Genomic DNA, 15,171 nt, shown 5'->3' with positions numbered 1-15,171 from the left:
GGTCAGCTTCTCCGGGAGGCGGGAGGATGATCGAGACGGTCGAGGCGGCTGGCGGTGACAAGCGCAGCGACCCAGCGCCGCTCGGCGGCGAAAGGATGCCATTGCCAGCCTTCGTGGCTGAAACCGGCAATCGACACGCGGTCGCCGTCTTCGGCGAGATTTTCAAGGGCGTGCGCAATCGCGACAAGGCCCGAGCTCGGCACAACGTAAGGCGCGGCATCGAAGGCGGCCAGCCCGGCGTCGACGGCGTTATGCAAGGCGGCGGGGATGACGCGCAGCCGACGCCCGGTTGCCGTCGCGAAAGCCTCGAAGCCAGCCGTGTAATCGTCGCAGAAATCGTCGAGATCGGGGTGGCTGAGGGCCAGCGCCGCGCGCATGGCCGCAAAAACCTCGGGGGATCGCACACACCAGATTTCGCCGGCCTGCCGCACGGTCGCGCTGTCCTTCCAGCGACCGCCACCCAGCATGTCGAGCGCCGGCCGGCCGGTGTTGCACACAGCGATGATATCGGTCTTCATGCCGCCGGCGCCCGCCGACCGGCAGCCGTTGAAACGGATCACGATGTCAGCCGCGTCGATCGTCGCAGCCAGCCCCTGCGGGATGGCGCCATTGCCGACGATGACGATCCTGCGTGACACCGCCGCTCCTCAGTTTTCCTGCTCGTAGAAAGCCTTGAGCTCCGCCGTCCGCTTGCGTGTGAGATCCGCAAGGCAGCTGGAAACCAGCAAGGGCTCCATGGAGCCGCCGCGTGCCTCGAAGCCGGCAAGCTCGCACTGCCCGTCGCGATAGCCGATCCAGGAGCGTTGGGCACGTTTCAGCGCATCGACCGCACCGACATACTGCTCGCCCATGTCCTTGAAGCCTTCATCGGTCTCCTTGGCGGCCTCCAAGGCCTTCTTGTAGACGGCATTCAACTCGTTGTCGGCCGTCTTGTAGTCGCGGCCGGCGCAGATGTTCATGTCCATTTGCGTCTGCGCATTATCGCAGTCGACCTCGGGCTCCTGCGCCATGGCGACCGTAGCCGAAACGAGCAGCGAGGCGGCGGCGAGAAGAAGAGAATGTCGCAATGTCATGTCAGAGTTTTCCCATCACGGCCTGCCGGAACCCGTAAATCTCCCGCTTGCCGGCAAACGGCACGAGGCGGACGGTGCGCGTCTGGCCCGGCTCGAAACGCACGGCGGTGCCGGCGGGGATATCGAGCCTGAGCCCCCTTGTCTGCTCGCGCTCGAACGACAGGCCGGGATTGGTTTCGTAGAAATGATAGTGGCTGCCGACCTGGATCGGGCGGTCGCCGGTATTGGAGACATCCAGCACGGTAACCGGCAGTCCGACATTGAGTTCGATATCGCCATCGGCAGCGATGATTTCGCCCGGGATCATGGAGTTCCTCTCGCAGCTTGCGCCGGGCCGCAGCCCTCGGCTTTCAGGATACGTTTTGTCGATGCCGGATATTTTTCGAGCATGGCAGCCGGCCGCACCGGACGATGCATGAACCCGCCGCCGCAATTCGGGCAGGCGCCGTGCAGAACCGTGCGCACGCACTGCGCACAGAAGGTGCATTCGAACGTGCAGATCATCGCCTCGCCGCTTTCCGGCGGCAGGTCGCGGTCGCAGCATTCGCAATTGGGCCTGAGCTCCAGCATGAGTCTACCGGATGGGTTCGTGCACGGTCACGAGCTTTGTGCCGTCAGGAAAGGTTGCCTCCACCTGGATGTCGTGGATCATCTCGGGGATGCCATCCATCACCTGCTCTCGGGTGAGAACATGCGCGCCAGCCTCCATCAGATCGGCGACGGCACGACCGTCGCGTGCTCCCTCCACCACGAAATCGGTGATGAGCGCGATCGCCTCGGGATGGTTGAGCTTCACTCCGCGCTCCAGACGCTTGCGCGCCACGATCGCGGCCATGGCGATCAGCAGTTTGTCTTTTTCGCGGGGGGTCAGGTTCATGAGTGGTCCGTCGCTGGTTCCGTCGCGCGACAATAGGCGGCTGTTTGCGCGCGCGATATACGCAAAACAGGAAGCGGCAGGCGACCACGGATCGAGCCGGGCCACCCGGTTTCAGAGTGACCAGAGTTTCGGCACGCTCGCGCCCTTGCGCAAGTGCGAAATGATCGGGATCAGCATTTTTCGCAGGGAGAAGCCATCATCCGCCACGACGCGCGCAACGAGCTTGTCCTGCCACTGGCTGACGCCAGCCGCGCCCGCACCGATCAGCCGGCGCAACGGTTCGACGTGCCCTTCTGCATCGGGGCCACACAACAACACGGTTGCAAAGGCGCGCGCACCGCCGAGCGTCGCAAGTTCGCCCGTGAGGCCGGCAACATCGCCATCGATACGCGTTTCTTCAGCATGGATGAGCTTGCCCGCCCGGCGCACGCGCCAGCAGTCATGAAAGAAACCCGTCTCCACCGTCTCGCCCATCGCCTTGCGGCCGAGAATCACCGCCTCAACGGCAAGGAAGACAGCATCGGCGGCCAGATCCACCTCCAGCCGGCGATTCAGCGACGACCGGTCGAACAGGATCGTCTCCTGTGGCAGCCAGTCGACACGCGCACCATCCGCAACGGTGATGCGTGTTTCCAGCCTAGCGGTCGAGGCGCTCGCCTTGTAGATCCGCTCGCAGGCTTGCGTGGTCACGGTCAGGCGCGTTTCGGCGCCGGCTGCAAGCGACCATTCCACATGATCGCCGCCCGTCAGACCACCCGCCGTGTTGATGAGGACGGCCTCCATCGTACCATCGAACGTTTCGGGCAGCCGTATCTTGGCGCAGCCTTCCTGGTAAAACACGTCGAGCCGTGTGCTCTGCGCCGACCGCTTCGCAACCAGGCGTCCGACGCCTCGCGCCCGCTGCTGGCGGCCGACTGCCTCATCCCCCACAAGCGCTACGTCCATACTGCCATTCCTCTCGTCGTGACCTCGCCAGTGGGTCTGAACAGGTCTTCAAGAAAAAGCCCGGCGCAAAGGCCGGGCTCGAAGTGGTCACGGCCGGGCGGCATGCGTGCGCCGCCCGTTCCATGAAACGATTACTCGTTTTGGAAGTAGGTGTACTTGCCGTCTTCACCCTTCTTCCAGGTGTACATGACGTAGTCCGGACGGGTGATGTCGCCCTTTTCGTCGAAGGACAGTTCGCCGATAGCCGTGTTGAACGGGCCCTTGGCCTTGATCGCTTCTGCAACGGCCTGCGCGTCGTTACCGCCGGCAGCCTTGGCAGCTTCAGCGATGACCTGAAGAGCGGCGTAGGAGTAGAGCGTGTAGGCTTCCGGTTCGAAACCGGCAGCGCGGAACTTCTCGACGAGTTCCTTGGCAGCAGGGTTCTTGCGCGGATCGGGCGCGAAGGTCATCAGCGTGCCGTCAACGGCGTCGCCGGCAATCGAAGCCAGTTCGTTCGAAACGATGCCGTCGCCCGAAATGAAGGTTGCCTTCAGGCCCTGGTCGGCAGCCTGACGTTCCATCAGGCCGAACTCGGTGTGCAGGCCGCCCCAGTAGACGACGGAGACGCCGGCTTCCTTCATCTTCGCGATGAGGGCCGAGAAGTCCTTGTCGCCGACGTTGACGCCTTCGTAGATGACTTCCTTGACGCCGGCTTCGTTTGCCGCCTTCCTGGTTTCGTCGGCGAGGCCCTGGCCATACGGGCTCTTGTCGTGGAGAACGGCGACCTTCGCATCCTTGAAGTTGGCCGCGATGAAGGCACCGGCTACAGCGCCCTGCTGGTCGTCACGGCCGCAGGTACGGAACGTGTTCCACAGGCCGCGCTCGGTGTAGGTCGGGTTCGTGGACGCCGGCGAAACCTGCAGGATGCCGTTTTCGGCGTAGATTTCCGACGTCGGGATGGAAACGCCCGAGTTGAAGTGACCGACAACGAACTTCACGCCATCGGCGACGAACTTGTTGGCGACGGAAACGCCCTGCTTCGGGTCGGAAACGTCATCGCCCAGAACGATCTTGATCTGCTCGCCGTTGATGCCCCCGGCCGCATTGATGTCGGCAGCAGCCTGCTCGACGCCCTTCTGGATCTGCGCGCCGAAAGCGGCGTTCGGACCGGTCAGCGGGCCGCCGACGCCGACCAGGATGTCGGCCCAAGCGCTGCCGCTGAAAGCGACCATTGCAGCCAAAGCAACAGCCGACATGAGAGACTTCTTCATTTGGTTACTCCCAGATTTATAGCGGGCTGGTTTCAACCGGGCGCAACACCCGCATTCATTGCGCCGGTATCGTTTTGCCCCGTCCAGGCGGACGGGTGTTCCCTTGATTATTTCGACTTCCAGGAAAAGGGCGAGACCTTCTCATAAAGCCAGTAGTAATTGTTGGTCATCTGCCGCGTCCGGTAGTAGCGGTAGCCGAGCGTAGCAAACAACAAAAGAACGGCAGTGTCCACGACATAGTACTGGGCGGTGAGCATCGTGCCGTTGAACAGCGCGTGGTGGATGAAGCGGATCGCCACACCCAGGAGAAGGATGTAGATGACGAGCGTCCGGTAGGGCTGCCAGCCCTCGGCGACGCTCTTGCCGGTGCGCCATGCGGTCCAGCCGCCCATGATGACGGTGATGAACAGGAACTGCCAGAAAGACGGTTCCTCGTAGAGAATTCCCTGCATTGTCCGTCTCCTTGTCCTAGTGCCTGCCGCCTTCGAGATAGGCCGCGCGCACTTCCGGATTGGCCAGAAGCTCCTTGCCAGAACCGCTCATCGTTACCTTGCCGTTGACCATCACATAGGCGCGGTCCGACAGCTTGAGTGCGGCAAAGGCGTTCTGCTCCACGAGGAACACGGTCAGCCCCTCTTCCTTGTTCAGCACCTTGATGGCGTCGAAGATGCCCTTCACGATCAGCGGCGCCAGACCCAGCGACGGCTCGTCGAGAAGCAGGAGCTTGGGACGCGCCATCAGCGCGCGACCGATGGAGAGCATCTGCTGTTCGCCGCCCGAAAGCGTGCCGCCGCGTTGCGACTGGCGCTCCTTGAGGCGCGGGAAGAGCGTGAAGATCTTCTCCACGTCCTCGTCGAAATACTTCAGGTTGTCGAGGCTCGCGCCCATCTGAAGGTTTTCGTAGACGGTCATGCGCGGGAAGATGCGACGTCCCTCCGGCGACTGCGCGATGCGGCGGCGCGCGATGAGATGCGTCGGCAGGCGGGTGATATCCTCGCCGTCGAACGTGATGGTGCCGTTGCGCGCCTGGGGGCTGCCGCAGATCGTCATCATCAGGGTCGACTTGCCGGCGCCGTTGGCGCCGATGAGGCTGACGATCTCGCCCTTCTGCACCTGGACATCGACGCCGGCAAGGGCGCGGATGTTGCCGTAATAGGTTTCAACGCCCTGGACGCTGAGAAGCGTATCGCTCATCAGTGCGTACCTCCCACAGTGCCCTCGATCTCCTCGATTTCTTCGATCACCTCTTCGACCTCATCATCTTCAACACCGAGATAGGCCGCGATAACCTTCGGATCGTTTTTCACATGGTCCGGCGTGCCGTCGGAAATCTTCTGCCCGTATTCGAGCACGACGACATGGTCTGAAATCTCCATGACGACAGACATGTCGTGCTCGATGAGTAGGATCGACGTGCCGCTTTCCTTGCGGATGGAGCGGAGGAGTTCGTTGAGGGCAAGCGATTCACGCGGGTTGAGGCCCGCCGCCGGCTCGTCGAGGCACAGGACCTCCGGTCCCGTGCACATGGCGCGGGCGATTTCGAGACGCCGCTGGGCGCCGTAGGGCAGATCGCCGGCCGGGTCGTCGGCACGCTCGATGAGATCGGCCTTTTCCAGCCAGTGCCGGGCCACCTCGATGGATTCGGCCGCGGCCTTCTTGTATCCGGGCAGGCCCAAAAGGCCGAGGACCGTGTAGCCGGAGGCCTTCATCAGCGTGTTGTGCTGGGCGACGAGCAGGTTTTCCAGAACGGTGAGGCCCGAGAAGAGCCGGATGTTCTGGAAGGTGCGGGCCACCTTGGCATCGCGCGTGATCTCGAAGTCGTTCAGCCGCTCAAGCAGGAACTCCTTGCCGCCCTTCTGGCGCATGGTGATCATGCCCATGGTCGGCTTGTAGAAGCCGGTCACGCAGTTGAAGACCGTGGTCTTGCCCGCGCCGTTGGGGCCGATCAGAGCGGTGATCTCGCCGCGCTGCGCCTCGAAGGAGAAGTCGTTGATGGCCATGAGGCCGCCAAAGCGCATCGAGAGATGCTCGACCTTGAGAATGGGATCAGCCGTCATCGTGTTCGTTGTCATTGTTTCGGACACCATCAGCCGTGTCCTTCCTTGGTGAAGCTGCCGGAGACCGCCTTGCGTTCCTTCAGGAAGGCAGTCGGTTCACGGCTGCCGACGAAGCCACGCGGTTTCCAGACCATCACGATGACCATGGCGAGGCCGAAGATCAGCATGCGGTACAGTTCCGGCGTGAAGTCGGGACCGAAAATAGCCTTAAGGAACGTCATCTCGCGCAGCAGCTCCGTGCCGCCGACCATGACGACCGCGGCAACGGCAATGCCGACGAGCGAGCCCATGCCACCGAGAACCACGATGGCGAGAATGATCGCCGATTCCAGGAAGACGAAGCTTTCCGGCGAGACGAAGCCCTGACGCACGGCGAAGAAGGAACCCGCAAAGCCACCGAACATCGCGCCGATGGAAAACGCTGTCAGCTTGGTCGTGACCGTGTTGATACCCAGCGAGCGGCAGGCGATCTCGTCCTCACGCAGCGCTTCCCACGCGCGGCCGATCGGCATGCGGCGCAGGCGGATCGTCACGTAGGCGGTAAGCAGGGCCAGCGCCAGGATGAGATAGAACAGGAAGATCTTGTAGTAGGCCGAGGACATCGGCAGTTCGAAAACCTTGGCGAAGTTGTTCGGCGCACCAACGTCGAACGACCAGATGCCGAAGACGGAAGCCTTGGGAATGCCCGAGACGCCGAACGTGCCGCGCGTCACTTCCGTCCAGTTGATCAGCACGAGGCGGATGATCTCACCGAAAGCGAGCGTCACGATGGCAAGATAGTCGCCCTTCAGACGCAGCACCGGAAAGCCGAGGATCATGCCCCAGAAGGCGGCCAGAATGCCGGCGAGCGGCAGCAGGACCCAGAAGGAGAGACCAAAGTACTGCGACAGCAGCGCATAGGAGTACGCGCCCACCGCATAGAAGGCGACGTAGCCGAGGTCGAGCAGGCCGGCGAGGCCGACCACGATGTTGAGGCCCCAGGCGAGCATCACGTAGATGAGAATCTGGATGCCGAAATTATCGACCCATTTCAGCGAGCCCTGCACGCCGAACAGCATGACCATCAGCGGCGGATAGATCAGGAGCGCGACGATGGCGATCTTGCTGAAATTGCGCTTGAAGAAGCTTTCGTCTGCCTCAACCGGCGCCTTGGCGGCAGCCTTGCGGGCATCCATCCACGGACGAATATAGGCGACCGTTAGGAAGCGACCGACAGCGGCCACGGCGACAAAGATGGCGAGCAGGCCCCAGCGCTGGTTCAGCACCAGCTCGTTGCGGATGTTCTGCGTGGTCTCCAGACCGACGAAGAGGACGAACAGGCCGAGTGCCACGATACCGGCAAAAATGCCCTCGCGCAGAGCCCGCGCCGTCAGGTTACCGCCGGCGCTCTCAGGAGAGTGGGAAATGTTGGACATGGATCAAACCTTCTCGACTTCCGGTCGTCCGAGAATACCGGACGGCTTGAAGATCAGGACGATGGCGAGGATGGAGAACGTCGCGACGTCCTTGTAGTCGATGGTGAAATAAGCGGACCACAGGCTCTCGATGAGACCGATGAGCATGCCGCCGAGAACCGCGCCCGGAAGCGAACCGATGCCGCCGAGAACCGCGGCCGTGAAGGCCTTGACGCCCGGAATGAAGCCGTCGGTAAAGACGGTCACGCCGTAATACATCAGGTACATGGTGCCGGCGACAGCCGCCAGCGATGCGCCCATGATGAAGGTCACGGAGATCGTGCGGTCGACGTCGATGCCAAGCAGTGCCGCCATCTTGCGGTCCTGTTCGGTGGCGCGCTGGGCACGGCCGAGCGAGGTCTTGTTGACGATGTACCAGAAGGTCGTCAGCAGGATCGCCGTCAGCAGCATGATGATGATCTGCTTGAGCGAGATCGCGATGCCGAAGACATTGTAGACCGACGAAACCAGCGGCGGGATTGGCTTGTTGCGCGGACCCTGCGTGACCTGGATGAAGTTCGACAGCGCAATCGACATGCCGATCGCCGTGATCAGCGGCGCGAGGCGGAAAGAGCCGCGCAGCGGGCGATACGCCATCTTCTCGATCGTCCAGTTCCACAGCGACGCCGTCAGCATCGCTGCAACCATCATGACCAGAAGCAGAATGACAACCGGCAGGCCGACAAACACGCTGGTCAGGACGAGAAAGGTGATAAGAGCGGCAAATCCGCCGAGCATGAAGATATCGCCATGGGCGAAGTTAATCATGCCGATGATGCCGTAAACCATGGTGTAGCCAATGGCTATCAGACCATAAATCGAGCCAAGAGTCAGCCCGTTAACGAGCTGCTGGACGAAATACTCCATATATAATCCCCCGGATGCAGTCCGCTTTGGCCACATCTCTTGTTCTTGCGCTCATTTTTTGAGCTTGTGTAGACAAATGAATTCCATACCGCTTTCGATACAAAAGGGAAGCCAAAAAAACCCGGATCGACAATTTCTTTGGGCGAAAGCGCCAAATGACGTAATTAACGCCACGATATCCAAAAAAGCGGCAAGAAAAGCGGGACCTGGGTGCAAAACGATGCACCGCGACGACGCGAACATTGGTTCATAACGAAACATCGTCGCAACGCCGCGGCAGGCCTTACTTGCGCATCTTGGCTCCCGAGGGATCGAAAAGCGGCACGCGCTGCAGGCGGGCGGGCAGCATCTCACCCAGAAGCTCCACCGACCAGCCCTCCGCCACGTCTGCGAGGTCCTTCGGCACATAACCGACAGCGACCGATACGCCGGCCGCATGCGCGTATCCCCCAGATGTCACCCAACCGCGCACGACGCCGTCGAGAGAGATCGGCTCGTCGCCGATGACGTCGGCATCCGTCGCCTCGAGGATGAAGGTGCAAAGCCGCAACGTGCCGCCGCTCTCCCGCTCCGATCTGGCAGCGGCCTTGCCGATGAAGTCCGTCGCCTTGTCCAGCGCGACGAAGCGATCAAGCCGCGCTTCCAGCGGGCCGTAGAGCGGGCGATATTCCCGCGACCAGCTGCCATAGGATTTTTCCAGGCGAAGCGCGTTCAGCGCCCGAAGGCCGAACAGGCGGATGCCGAATTCCTTGCCGGCGTCGAGGATCAGGTCATAGAGGTAGCGCTGATACTGCGGTTTCATCCAGATTTCGTAGCCGAGGTCGCCGGTATAGCTGACGCGCCCCACGATTGTCGGCGCCATGCCGAGGTCCATGCGGCGCACCGCCATAAAGGGAAAGGCGGGCGTCGACAGGTCCTTATGCGTGAGCTTGCCCAAGACCTCACGGGCGTTCGGGCCGGCAATCGCGAGGCCGACCAGACCGAGATTGAGGGCCTCGAGCGTGACCGACCCGTCCTTCGGAACATGCGCTTCGAACCAGCGCATGTGGTAATCCTCGGCAATACCGGAGCCTATGAGCAGGAAATCGCCCTCGCCCAGCTTGGCGAGCGTGAAATCGCCGATCAGCTTGCCGTCCGCCTTCAGCATGGGCGCGAGCGTCATGCGGCCGGTCGCGGGCATACGGCAGGCAAGCAGCCGATCGAGAAAGGCTTCCGCACCCCTCCCCTTCACGGCATATTTGGCGAAGCCCGAGGTCTCCATAAGGCCGACGCTCTCGCGCACGGCTTTGGCCTCCGCACCGACCGTCTCGAAATCCGTCGATCGCCGCCAGGAAAAGTGATCCTCGACACCGGCGGGGGCGAACCACAGCGGCTGCTCCAGGCCGTAGGACGCGCCGAAGACGGCACCGGCTGCCTTCAGCCTGTCATAAATCGGCGTCGTCAGAAGCGGGCGCCCGGCCGGCAGCTCCTCGTTCGGATAGCGGATGGAGAAACGGCGTGAATAGTTTTCACGCACCTTGGCGTTGGTATAGCCGAGAGTCGCGAAGTCGCCGTAGCGCGCGACATCCATGGCAAAGACATCGAAACCGGGATCGCCATGGATCATCCAGTTGGCGAGCGCCAGCCCGACGCCGCCGCCCTGGCTGAAACCGGCCATGACAGCACAGGCCGACCAGAAATTCGTCATGCCGCGCACCGGCCCGACAAGCGGATTGCCGTCGGGCGAGAAGGTGAAAGGACCGTTGATGATCTTCTTGATGCCCGCCTTGTTGAAAGCCGGAAAATGGCGGAAGCCCACTTCCAGCTCCGGCGTGATGCGCTCGATATCCTCTTCCAGCAGCTCGTGCCCGAAATCCCAAGGCGTGGTCAGCGGCGACCACGGACGGCACGCCTTCTCATAGGTGCCCATCAGCATGCCGTTGCGTTCTTGGCGGAGATAGATTTCCCCGTCGAAATCCACGCAATGCATCAGCTCCTTGCCGCGCGTCTGGTTGAATTCGATGACCTCGGGCATGTCCTCGGTGATGAGATACATGTGCTCCATGGCCAGAACAGGCAGTTCGAGCCCGACCATGCGGCCCACCTCACGCGCCCAGAGGCCGCCGCAGTTGACGACATGCTCGGCGATAATCTCGCCCTTATTGGTGATGACGCGCCAGCTGCCGTCCTCGCGCTGCGCGAGGTCTTCGACCTTGGTGTGCAGGTAGATTTCCGCACCGTTCTTCTTGGCCGATTTCGCATAGGCGTGGGTGGTGCCGTAGGGATCGAGATGGCCTTCCACCGGATCGAACACCGCGCCGACGAACTGGTCGGGATCGATGAGCGGCATGAGGTCATGCGCTTCTTTGGGCGTCAGCAGCTCTGCCTCCAGCCCCATATAACGCCCCTTGGCGAGGATCGACTTCATCCAGTCGAAACGGTCCTTCGTCGCCGCAAGCATCATGCCCGACGTCATGTGCAGGCCGATATCCTGGCCGGAATAGTCCTCGATCTCCTTGTAGAGTTCCACCGTGTATTTCTGGAGCTTGGCGACGTTCGGATCACCGTTGATCGTGTGCATGCCGCCGGCGGCGTGCCAGGTCGAGCCGGAGGTCAGCTCGGAGCGCTCGACGAGCACGACATCGGTCCAGCCAAACTTGGTGAGATGATAGAGAACGGAGCAGCCGACGACGCCGCCCCCGATGACCACGACCCTGGCATGGCTCTTCATGAAAAACTCCGGCTTACGGCGGTTGAAGGAATGAGAGGCAGTGCGTGAAGGCAGCCTATTTTGTCCCTCGCCGGCCCGGCAAGCCCGGGTTGCGAAACCTCATGTCGCTTTATCGATTTCCAATGTCGGGCGGCGGCGCGCGGCCCCGTCAGCGCGTCGCGAAATCGACTGATAGATCGTGGCTGCGCGCCATGATCTTGATGTCGCCCACCAGCGCTTCGGCAAAGCTGCGCATGGCGACAAGATCGAAGCTTTGCGCGCCGGTGCGGGCCAGATTGACTGAAATGTGATGGCACAACACGTTCGCCGCCCGGCCCACGGGAAAGCTGTCGGCGTGAAGATCGACCGCCACGCCATTGGCGAGAATGCGCGCGGCATCCGGCCCGGACAGGGTCAAAGCAACACGGCCGTGGCTCTGGTCGATGACGAAAGCCGCATCGCCGAGCCGCACGCCGAGTTCGGCGGCAAGCGTTTCGGGCGCATGGACCTCCGACAGCACCAGCCACTCGCCGGGACCGGAAAACCGCACCTCGAAGTCGCCGTTCGCGACGAGAATGCCGACCGCCTCGGGCACTCGGCCCGGCGACGCCAGAACCATGGCCATTGCCGTCGCACGGTGTACGGCGAGATGGTTGGCCCGCCGCTCGGCGATCGCGCCGATCGTCCCTTCCAGAGCATGAACCGCCTGATAGTCGTAAGCCATCCCTGCCCCCTATGCCGTGAGCTTGCTGTTATCAGGATCGACGAAAACCGGATGGCAGACTTCCGCCATGGTCTCGACCCCGCGCAGCCGGTCCCACACCACGACCTTCTCGCCATAGCGCTCGCGGCCGGACTTGAGGAAGGCAAGCGCGATGGGCCTGCCGAGCGTCGGGGAGAAGCAGGCGGAGCTCACCCAGCCCTGGTCATTTATCGTCGAGGGCTTGGCGCCGTCCTTCAGCAGATGCGCGCCGGCCCGTATATCTTGATCCGCTTCAAGCGTCCTGAGGCCGACGAGCTGCGCCCGGTCTGCGGCCGTCAGGCCGAAGCGGCTGGAAAGCCGCTTGCCGATAAAATCCGCCTTGCCCGCGGCCATCATGTGGCCCAGCCCGGCGTCGTCGGGTGTCACGCGGCCGTCGAGTTCAGCGTGGGTGACGTGGCCCTTCTCGATCCGCAACACATTGAGCGCTTCGACGCCATAGGCACATATGCCGTGCGGGGCGCCTGCGCACATCAGCGCATCGGCCACCACCTCGCCATAGCCGGCCGGCACCGCAAGCTCGTAGGCAAGTTCGCCGGAAAAGGAGATGCGGAAGAGCCGTCCCTTGAGATTGCCCTTGAGGCGGACCTCACGGGCGGCCAGGAACGGGAAGGCCGCATGGGACAGGTCGTCCTCCACGATGGACTGAAGGATGACGCGTGCCTTTGGCCCGGCAATCGACATCTGCGCCCATTGGTCGGAGACGGAGAGTAAACGTACGCGCAACTGCGGCCACAGCACCTGTGCCGCAAACTCCATATGCGAGAGCACGCCCGCCGCCATGGCGGTGGTGGTCGTGATCAGGAAATGCACCTCACCTAACCGGCTGACCGTGCCGTCGTCGAAGACTATGCCGTCCTCGCGCAGCATCAGCCCATAGCGGGCCTTGCCGACCGGCAGTTTCAGGAGCGGATTGCAGTAGAGCCGGTTGAGGAATTCGGCCGCATCCGGCCCGAACACCTCGATCTTGCCGAGCGTCGAGACATCGCAGAGGCCCGCATTCTCGCGAACGGCGCGCACCTCCCGGTCGACGCTCTCCCGCCACGTCTTCTCCTCGCCCTTGGCAAACCACGACGGGCGATACCAAAGGCCGGCCTCGATGAAGGCAGCGCCGTTGCGCGCCGCCCAGCCATGCAGCGGCGATCGGCGGGCGGGTATGGCATGCGCGCCGACCGACGTACCGGCAAGCGCGCCGAAGGAGACCGGCGTATAGAACGGGCGGAATGTCGTGGTGCCCACCGCGGCGGGGCTTACGCCGCGCATGGCAGCGAGAATGCCGATCGCGTTGATGTTGCCGAGCTTGCCCTGGTCCGTCGCCATGCCGCCCGTCGTGTAGCGCTTGGCATGTTCGACATGGCCGAAGCCCTCGCGGACGGCAAGGCCAAGATCGCCGAGATGCACGTCGTTCTGGAAATCCACGAAGGCCTTCGACTTCGCCCCAGGCACATGCCAGAGCGCAGTGAAGGATGGATCGGTTTGTTCGCCGACCGCCGGCGCCTTGAAACCGGACGCTTGCCGCCCGAGCGCCTCGACGACGGCGGCAGCCTTGCGTGCACCATCCTCGAAACAGGCAGACAGGCTGTATTGCCCGGCAGCCGCACCGGCAGGCGCGAGGCCGATCCCGACATCGGGCGCCAGAAAGGCCTGCAAAGCGTCCGACCAGACAGGCTTGCCGCCGCGCTGGCAGGCAAGATGAATGACCGGGCTCCAGCCGCCCGACATCGCGACGGCATCGCAGGCGATCAGCTCCTCGAAACCGCCGCGATCCGCGACAATGCCGCGAAGACGCGCACCACCTTTAGTATCGACGATGGAGCCGCCGCGGATGAGCCGAACGCCGGCCGGCGCCGCATCGGCGGCATCCGTGCGGCTGTCGATGAGGGCGGCGATCCCGACGCCTTGCGCAGCCAGGTCCTGCGCCGTGCGGTACCCCGAGGAGCCGTTGGTGAAGATCGTGACGGCCTTGCCGGCGGCCACGCCGAAGCGGTTGGCATAAGTGGCGGCCGCACTTGCCGTCATCACGCCGGGCCGGTCATTGCCGCCGAAGACCAGAGGACGTTCCTCCGCTCCCGTCGCGAGGATGGCGCGCTTCGCCACGATGCGCCACAGGCGTTCGACGGGTTTTGCCGCATCCGTCGTAGCGCCGTGTTTCTGCACCCGCTCGAGCGCGCCGAACACATTGTCGTCGTACCAGCCGAAAACCGTCGTGCGCGGCAACAGGCTGACATTCGGGCTGTTCTGCAATTCGTCCAGCGCGCGCCGGGCTAAGATATAGGGTGCCTCGCCGTCGAGCCGCGTCGTCTCGGAAAGCAGCGTGCCGCCGAGAGCGAAATCCTGCTCGGCAAGAATCACACGCAAGCCCGATCGCGCCGCGACCAGCGCTGCCGCAAGACCGGCCGGCCCGGACCCGATCACCAGCAGATCACAATGCGCCCAGCTCTTTTCGTAGGAATCGGGATCGGCCGAAAGATCGGTACGGCCAAGCCCGGCGGCGCGCCGGATGAGCGGCTCGTAGACCTTTTCCCAGAAGGCCGCCGGCCACATGAAGGTCTTGTAGTAGAAACCCGCCGACAGAAAACGCGACATCCAGCCGTTGACCGCGCCGATATCGAAGGCGAGGCTCGGCCATCGGTTCTGGCTGGTGGCGACGAGGCCGTCATACAGCTCGGCAACGGTCGCCTTCGTGTTGGGGTCACGCCGCACTCCGCTGCCCACGGTGACCAGCGCATTCGGCTCGGAGGGGCCGGCCGTCACGATGCCGCGCGGACGATGATACTTGAAGCTGCGACCGACGAGCAGCCTGTCGTTGGCCAGAAGCGCCGAGGCGAGCGTATCGCCCGCATGGCCAGCCAGGTTTTTGCCGTCGAAAGAAAAGGCAAGCGTGTGGCTGCGGTCGATCAGGCCGCCGGCCGGAAGGCGATAAGCGGTCATTGGCCGCCCTCCGCCGCGGCATCGGCCACGGAAAAGACGGCATGGGTGAGATTGTCGCGCTCCACGAGCAGCCAGCGCCGGCATCCGGCGACGTGCTGCCAGTGTTCCCGCACGCGGCCACGCGGATTGTTCCTGAGATGCACATAGTCGTGCCATGCCTCGTCGGAAGCCATGGCCGACGGGCGAACCGGCGCGGCGTCGCCTCTGATCATAAACTCTTCCTTGGGGCGCATACCGCAGTGCGGACAGGAAATCAGGCTGGCCATGA

Annotated in this window: 16 protein-coding genes; all 16 read right to left on the bottom strand. The window is 63.1% G+C overall.

The window, feature by feature from the left end:
* Positions 1 to 2: 2 nt before the first annotated feature.
* The 16 genes from MNR02_RS04015 to MNR02_RS03940 all read right to left on the bottom strand — a co-directional run bounded on the left by MNR02_RS04015 (position 3) and on the right by MNR02_RS03940 (position 15,169).
* Positions 3 to 638, bottom strand: a complete 636-nt coding sequence (locus MNR02_RS04015; protein ID WP_241948165.1) for a glycosyltransferase family 29 protein — start codon at positions 636 to 638, stop codon at positions 3 to 5.
* Positions 639 to 647: 9 nt separating this feature from the next.
* Positions 648 to 1,073: a lysozyme inhibitor LprI family protein gene (locus MNR02_RS04010; protein WP_241948164.1), complete on the bottom strand. Its 426-nt coding sequence runs from the start codon at positions 1,071 to 1,073 to the stop codon at positions 648 to 650.
* A 1-nt stretch (position 1,074) separates the two neighbouring features.
* Complete coding sequence (locus MNR02_RS04005) at positions 1,075 to 1,380, bottom strand: urease subunit beta (RefSeq protein ID WP_241948163.1); 306 nt, start codon at positions 1,378 to 1,380, stop codon at positions 1,075 to 1,077.
* Positions 1,377 to 1,643, bottom strand: coding sequence for a DUF1272 domain-containing protein (locus tag MNR02_RS04000; RefSeq protein ID WP_241602300.1), 267 nt, complete (start codon positions 1,641 to 1,643; stop codon positions 1,377 to 1,379). The genes MNR02_RS04005 and MNR02_RS04000 overlap by 4 nt, the downstream gene beginning before the upstream one ends.
* A gap of 4 nt (positions 1,644 to 1,647) precedes the next feature.
* Positions 1,648 to 1,950: an urease subunit gamma gene (locus MNR02_RS03995; RefSeq protein WP_241948162.1), complete on the bottom strand. Its 303-nt coding sequence runs from the start codon at positions 1,948 to 1,950 to the stop codon at positions 1,648 to 1,650.
* Between the two features lie 111 nt (positions 1,951 to 2,061).
* Positions 2,062 to 2,895: an urease accessory protein UreD gene (locus MNR02_RS03990; RefSeq protein WP_241948161.1), complete on the bottom strand. Its 834-nt coding sequence runs from the start codon at positions 2,893 to 2,895 to the stop codon at positions 2,062 to 2,064.
* 131 nt (positions 2,896 to 3,026) lie between these two features.
* On the bottom strand, positions 3,027 to 4,145 hold the full coding sequence (locus MNR02_RS03985; RefSeq protein ID WP_241602291.1) for a branched-chain amino acid ABC transporter substrate-binding protein: 1,119 nt from the start codon (positions 4,143 to 4,145) through the stop codon (positions 3,027 to 3,029).
* A gap of 107 nt (positions 4,146 to 4,252) precedes the next feature.
* A complete protein-coding gene (locus MNR02_RS03980) occupies positions 4,253 to 4,597 on the bottom strand; it encodes a DUF6867 family protein (RefSeq protein WP_241602289.1) in 345 nt (114 codons plus the stop codon).
* 16 nt (positions 4,598 to 4,613) lie between these two features.
* Positions 4,614 to 5,339: an ABC transporter ATP-binding protein gene (locus MNR02_RS03975; RefSeq protein ID WP_370879990.1), complete on the bottom strand. Its 726-nt coding sequence runs from the start codon at positions 5,337 to 5,339 to the stop codon at positions 4,614 to 4,616.
* Positions 5,339 to 6,232: an ABC transporter ATP-binding protein gene (locus tag MNR02_RS03970; RefSeq protein WP_241948160.1), complete on the bottom strand. Its 894-nt coding sequence runs from the start codon at positions 6,230 to 6,232 to the stop codon at positions 5,339 to 5,341. The genes MNR02_RS03975 and MNR02_RS03970 overlap by 1 nt, the downstream gene beginning before the upstream one ends.
* Positions 6,232 to 7,617, bottom strand: a complete 1,386-nt coding sequence (gene livM, locus MNR02_RS03965; RefSeq protein ID WP_241948159.1) for a high-affinity branched-chain amino acid ABC transporter permease LivM — start codon at positions 7,615 to 7,617, stop codon at positions 6,232 to 6,234. The genes MNR02_RS03970 and livM overlap by 1 nt, the downstream gene beginning before the upstream one ends.
* 3 nt (positions 7,618 to 7,620) lie before the next feature.
* Positions 7,621 to 8,523 carry a branched-chain amino acid ABC transporter permease gene (locus MNR02_RS03960; protein ID WP_241602282.1) on the bottom strand — a complete coding sequence of 301 codons (903 nt, stop codon included), beginning with the start codon at positions 8,521 to 8,523 and terminating at the stop codon, positions 7,621 to 7,623.
* Between the two features lie 283 nt (positions 8,524 to 8,806).
* Positions 8,807 to 11,233, bottom strand: a complete 2,427-nt coding sequence (locus MNR02_RS03955; RefSeq protein WP_241948158.1) for an FAD-dependent oxidoreductase — start codon at positions 11,231 to 11,233, stop codon at positions 8,807 to 8,809.
* Positions 11,234 to 11,381: 148 nt separating this feature from the next.
* A complete protein-coding gene (locus tag MNR02_RS03950; protein ID WP_241948157.1) occupies positions 11,382 to 11,936 on the bottom strand; it encodes a sarcosine oxidase subunit gamma in 555 nt (184 codons plus the stop codon).
* 9 nt (positions 11,937 to 11,945) lie between these two features.
* Positions 11,946 to 14,903: a sarcosine oxidase subunit alpha family protein gene (locus MNR02_RS03945; protein ID WP_241948156.1), complete on the bottom strand. Its 2,958-nt coding sequence runs from the start codon at positions 14,901 to 14,903 to the stop codon at positions 11,946 to 11,948.
* A complete protein-coding gene (locus tag MNR02_RS03940) occupies positions 14,900 to 15,169 on the bottom strand; it encodes a sarcosine oxidase subunit delta (RefSeq protein WP_241948155.1) in 270 nt (89 codons plus the stop codon). Before MNR02_RS03940 ends, MNR02_RS03945 begins: the two co-directional genes overlap by 4 nt.
* Between the last annotated feature and the right edge of the window lie 2 nt (positions 15,170 to 15,171).

Source organism: Shinella sp. H4-D48, from assembly GCF_022637395.1.
Classification (GTDB): domain Bacteria; phylum Pseudomonadota; class Alphaproteobacteria; order Rhizobiales; family Rhizobiaceae; genus Shinella; species Shinella sedimenti.
This window is presented reverse-complemented; position numbering and strand designations above follow the sequence as displayed.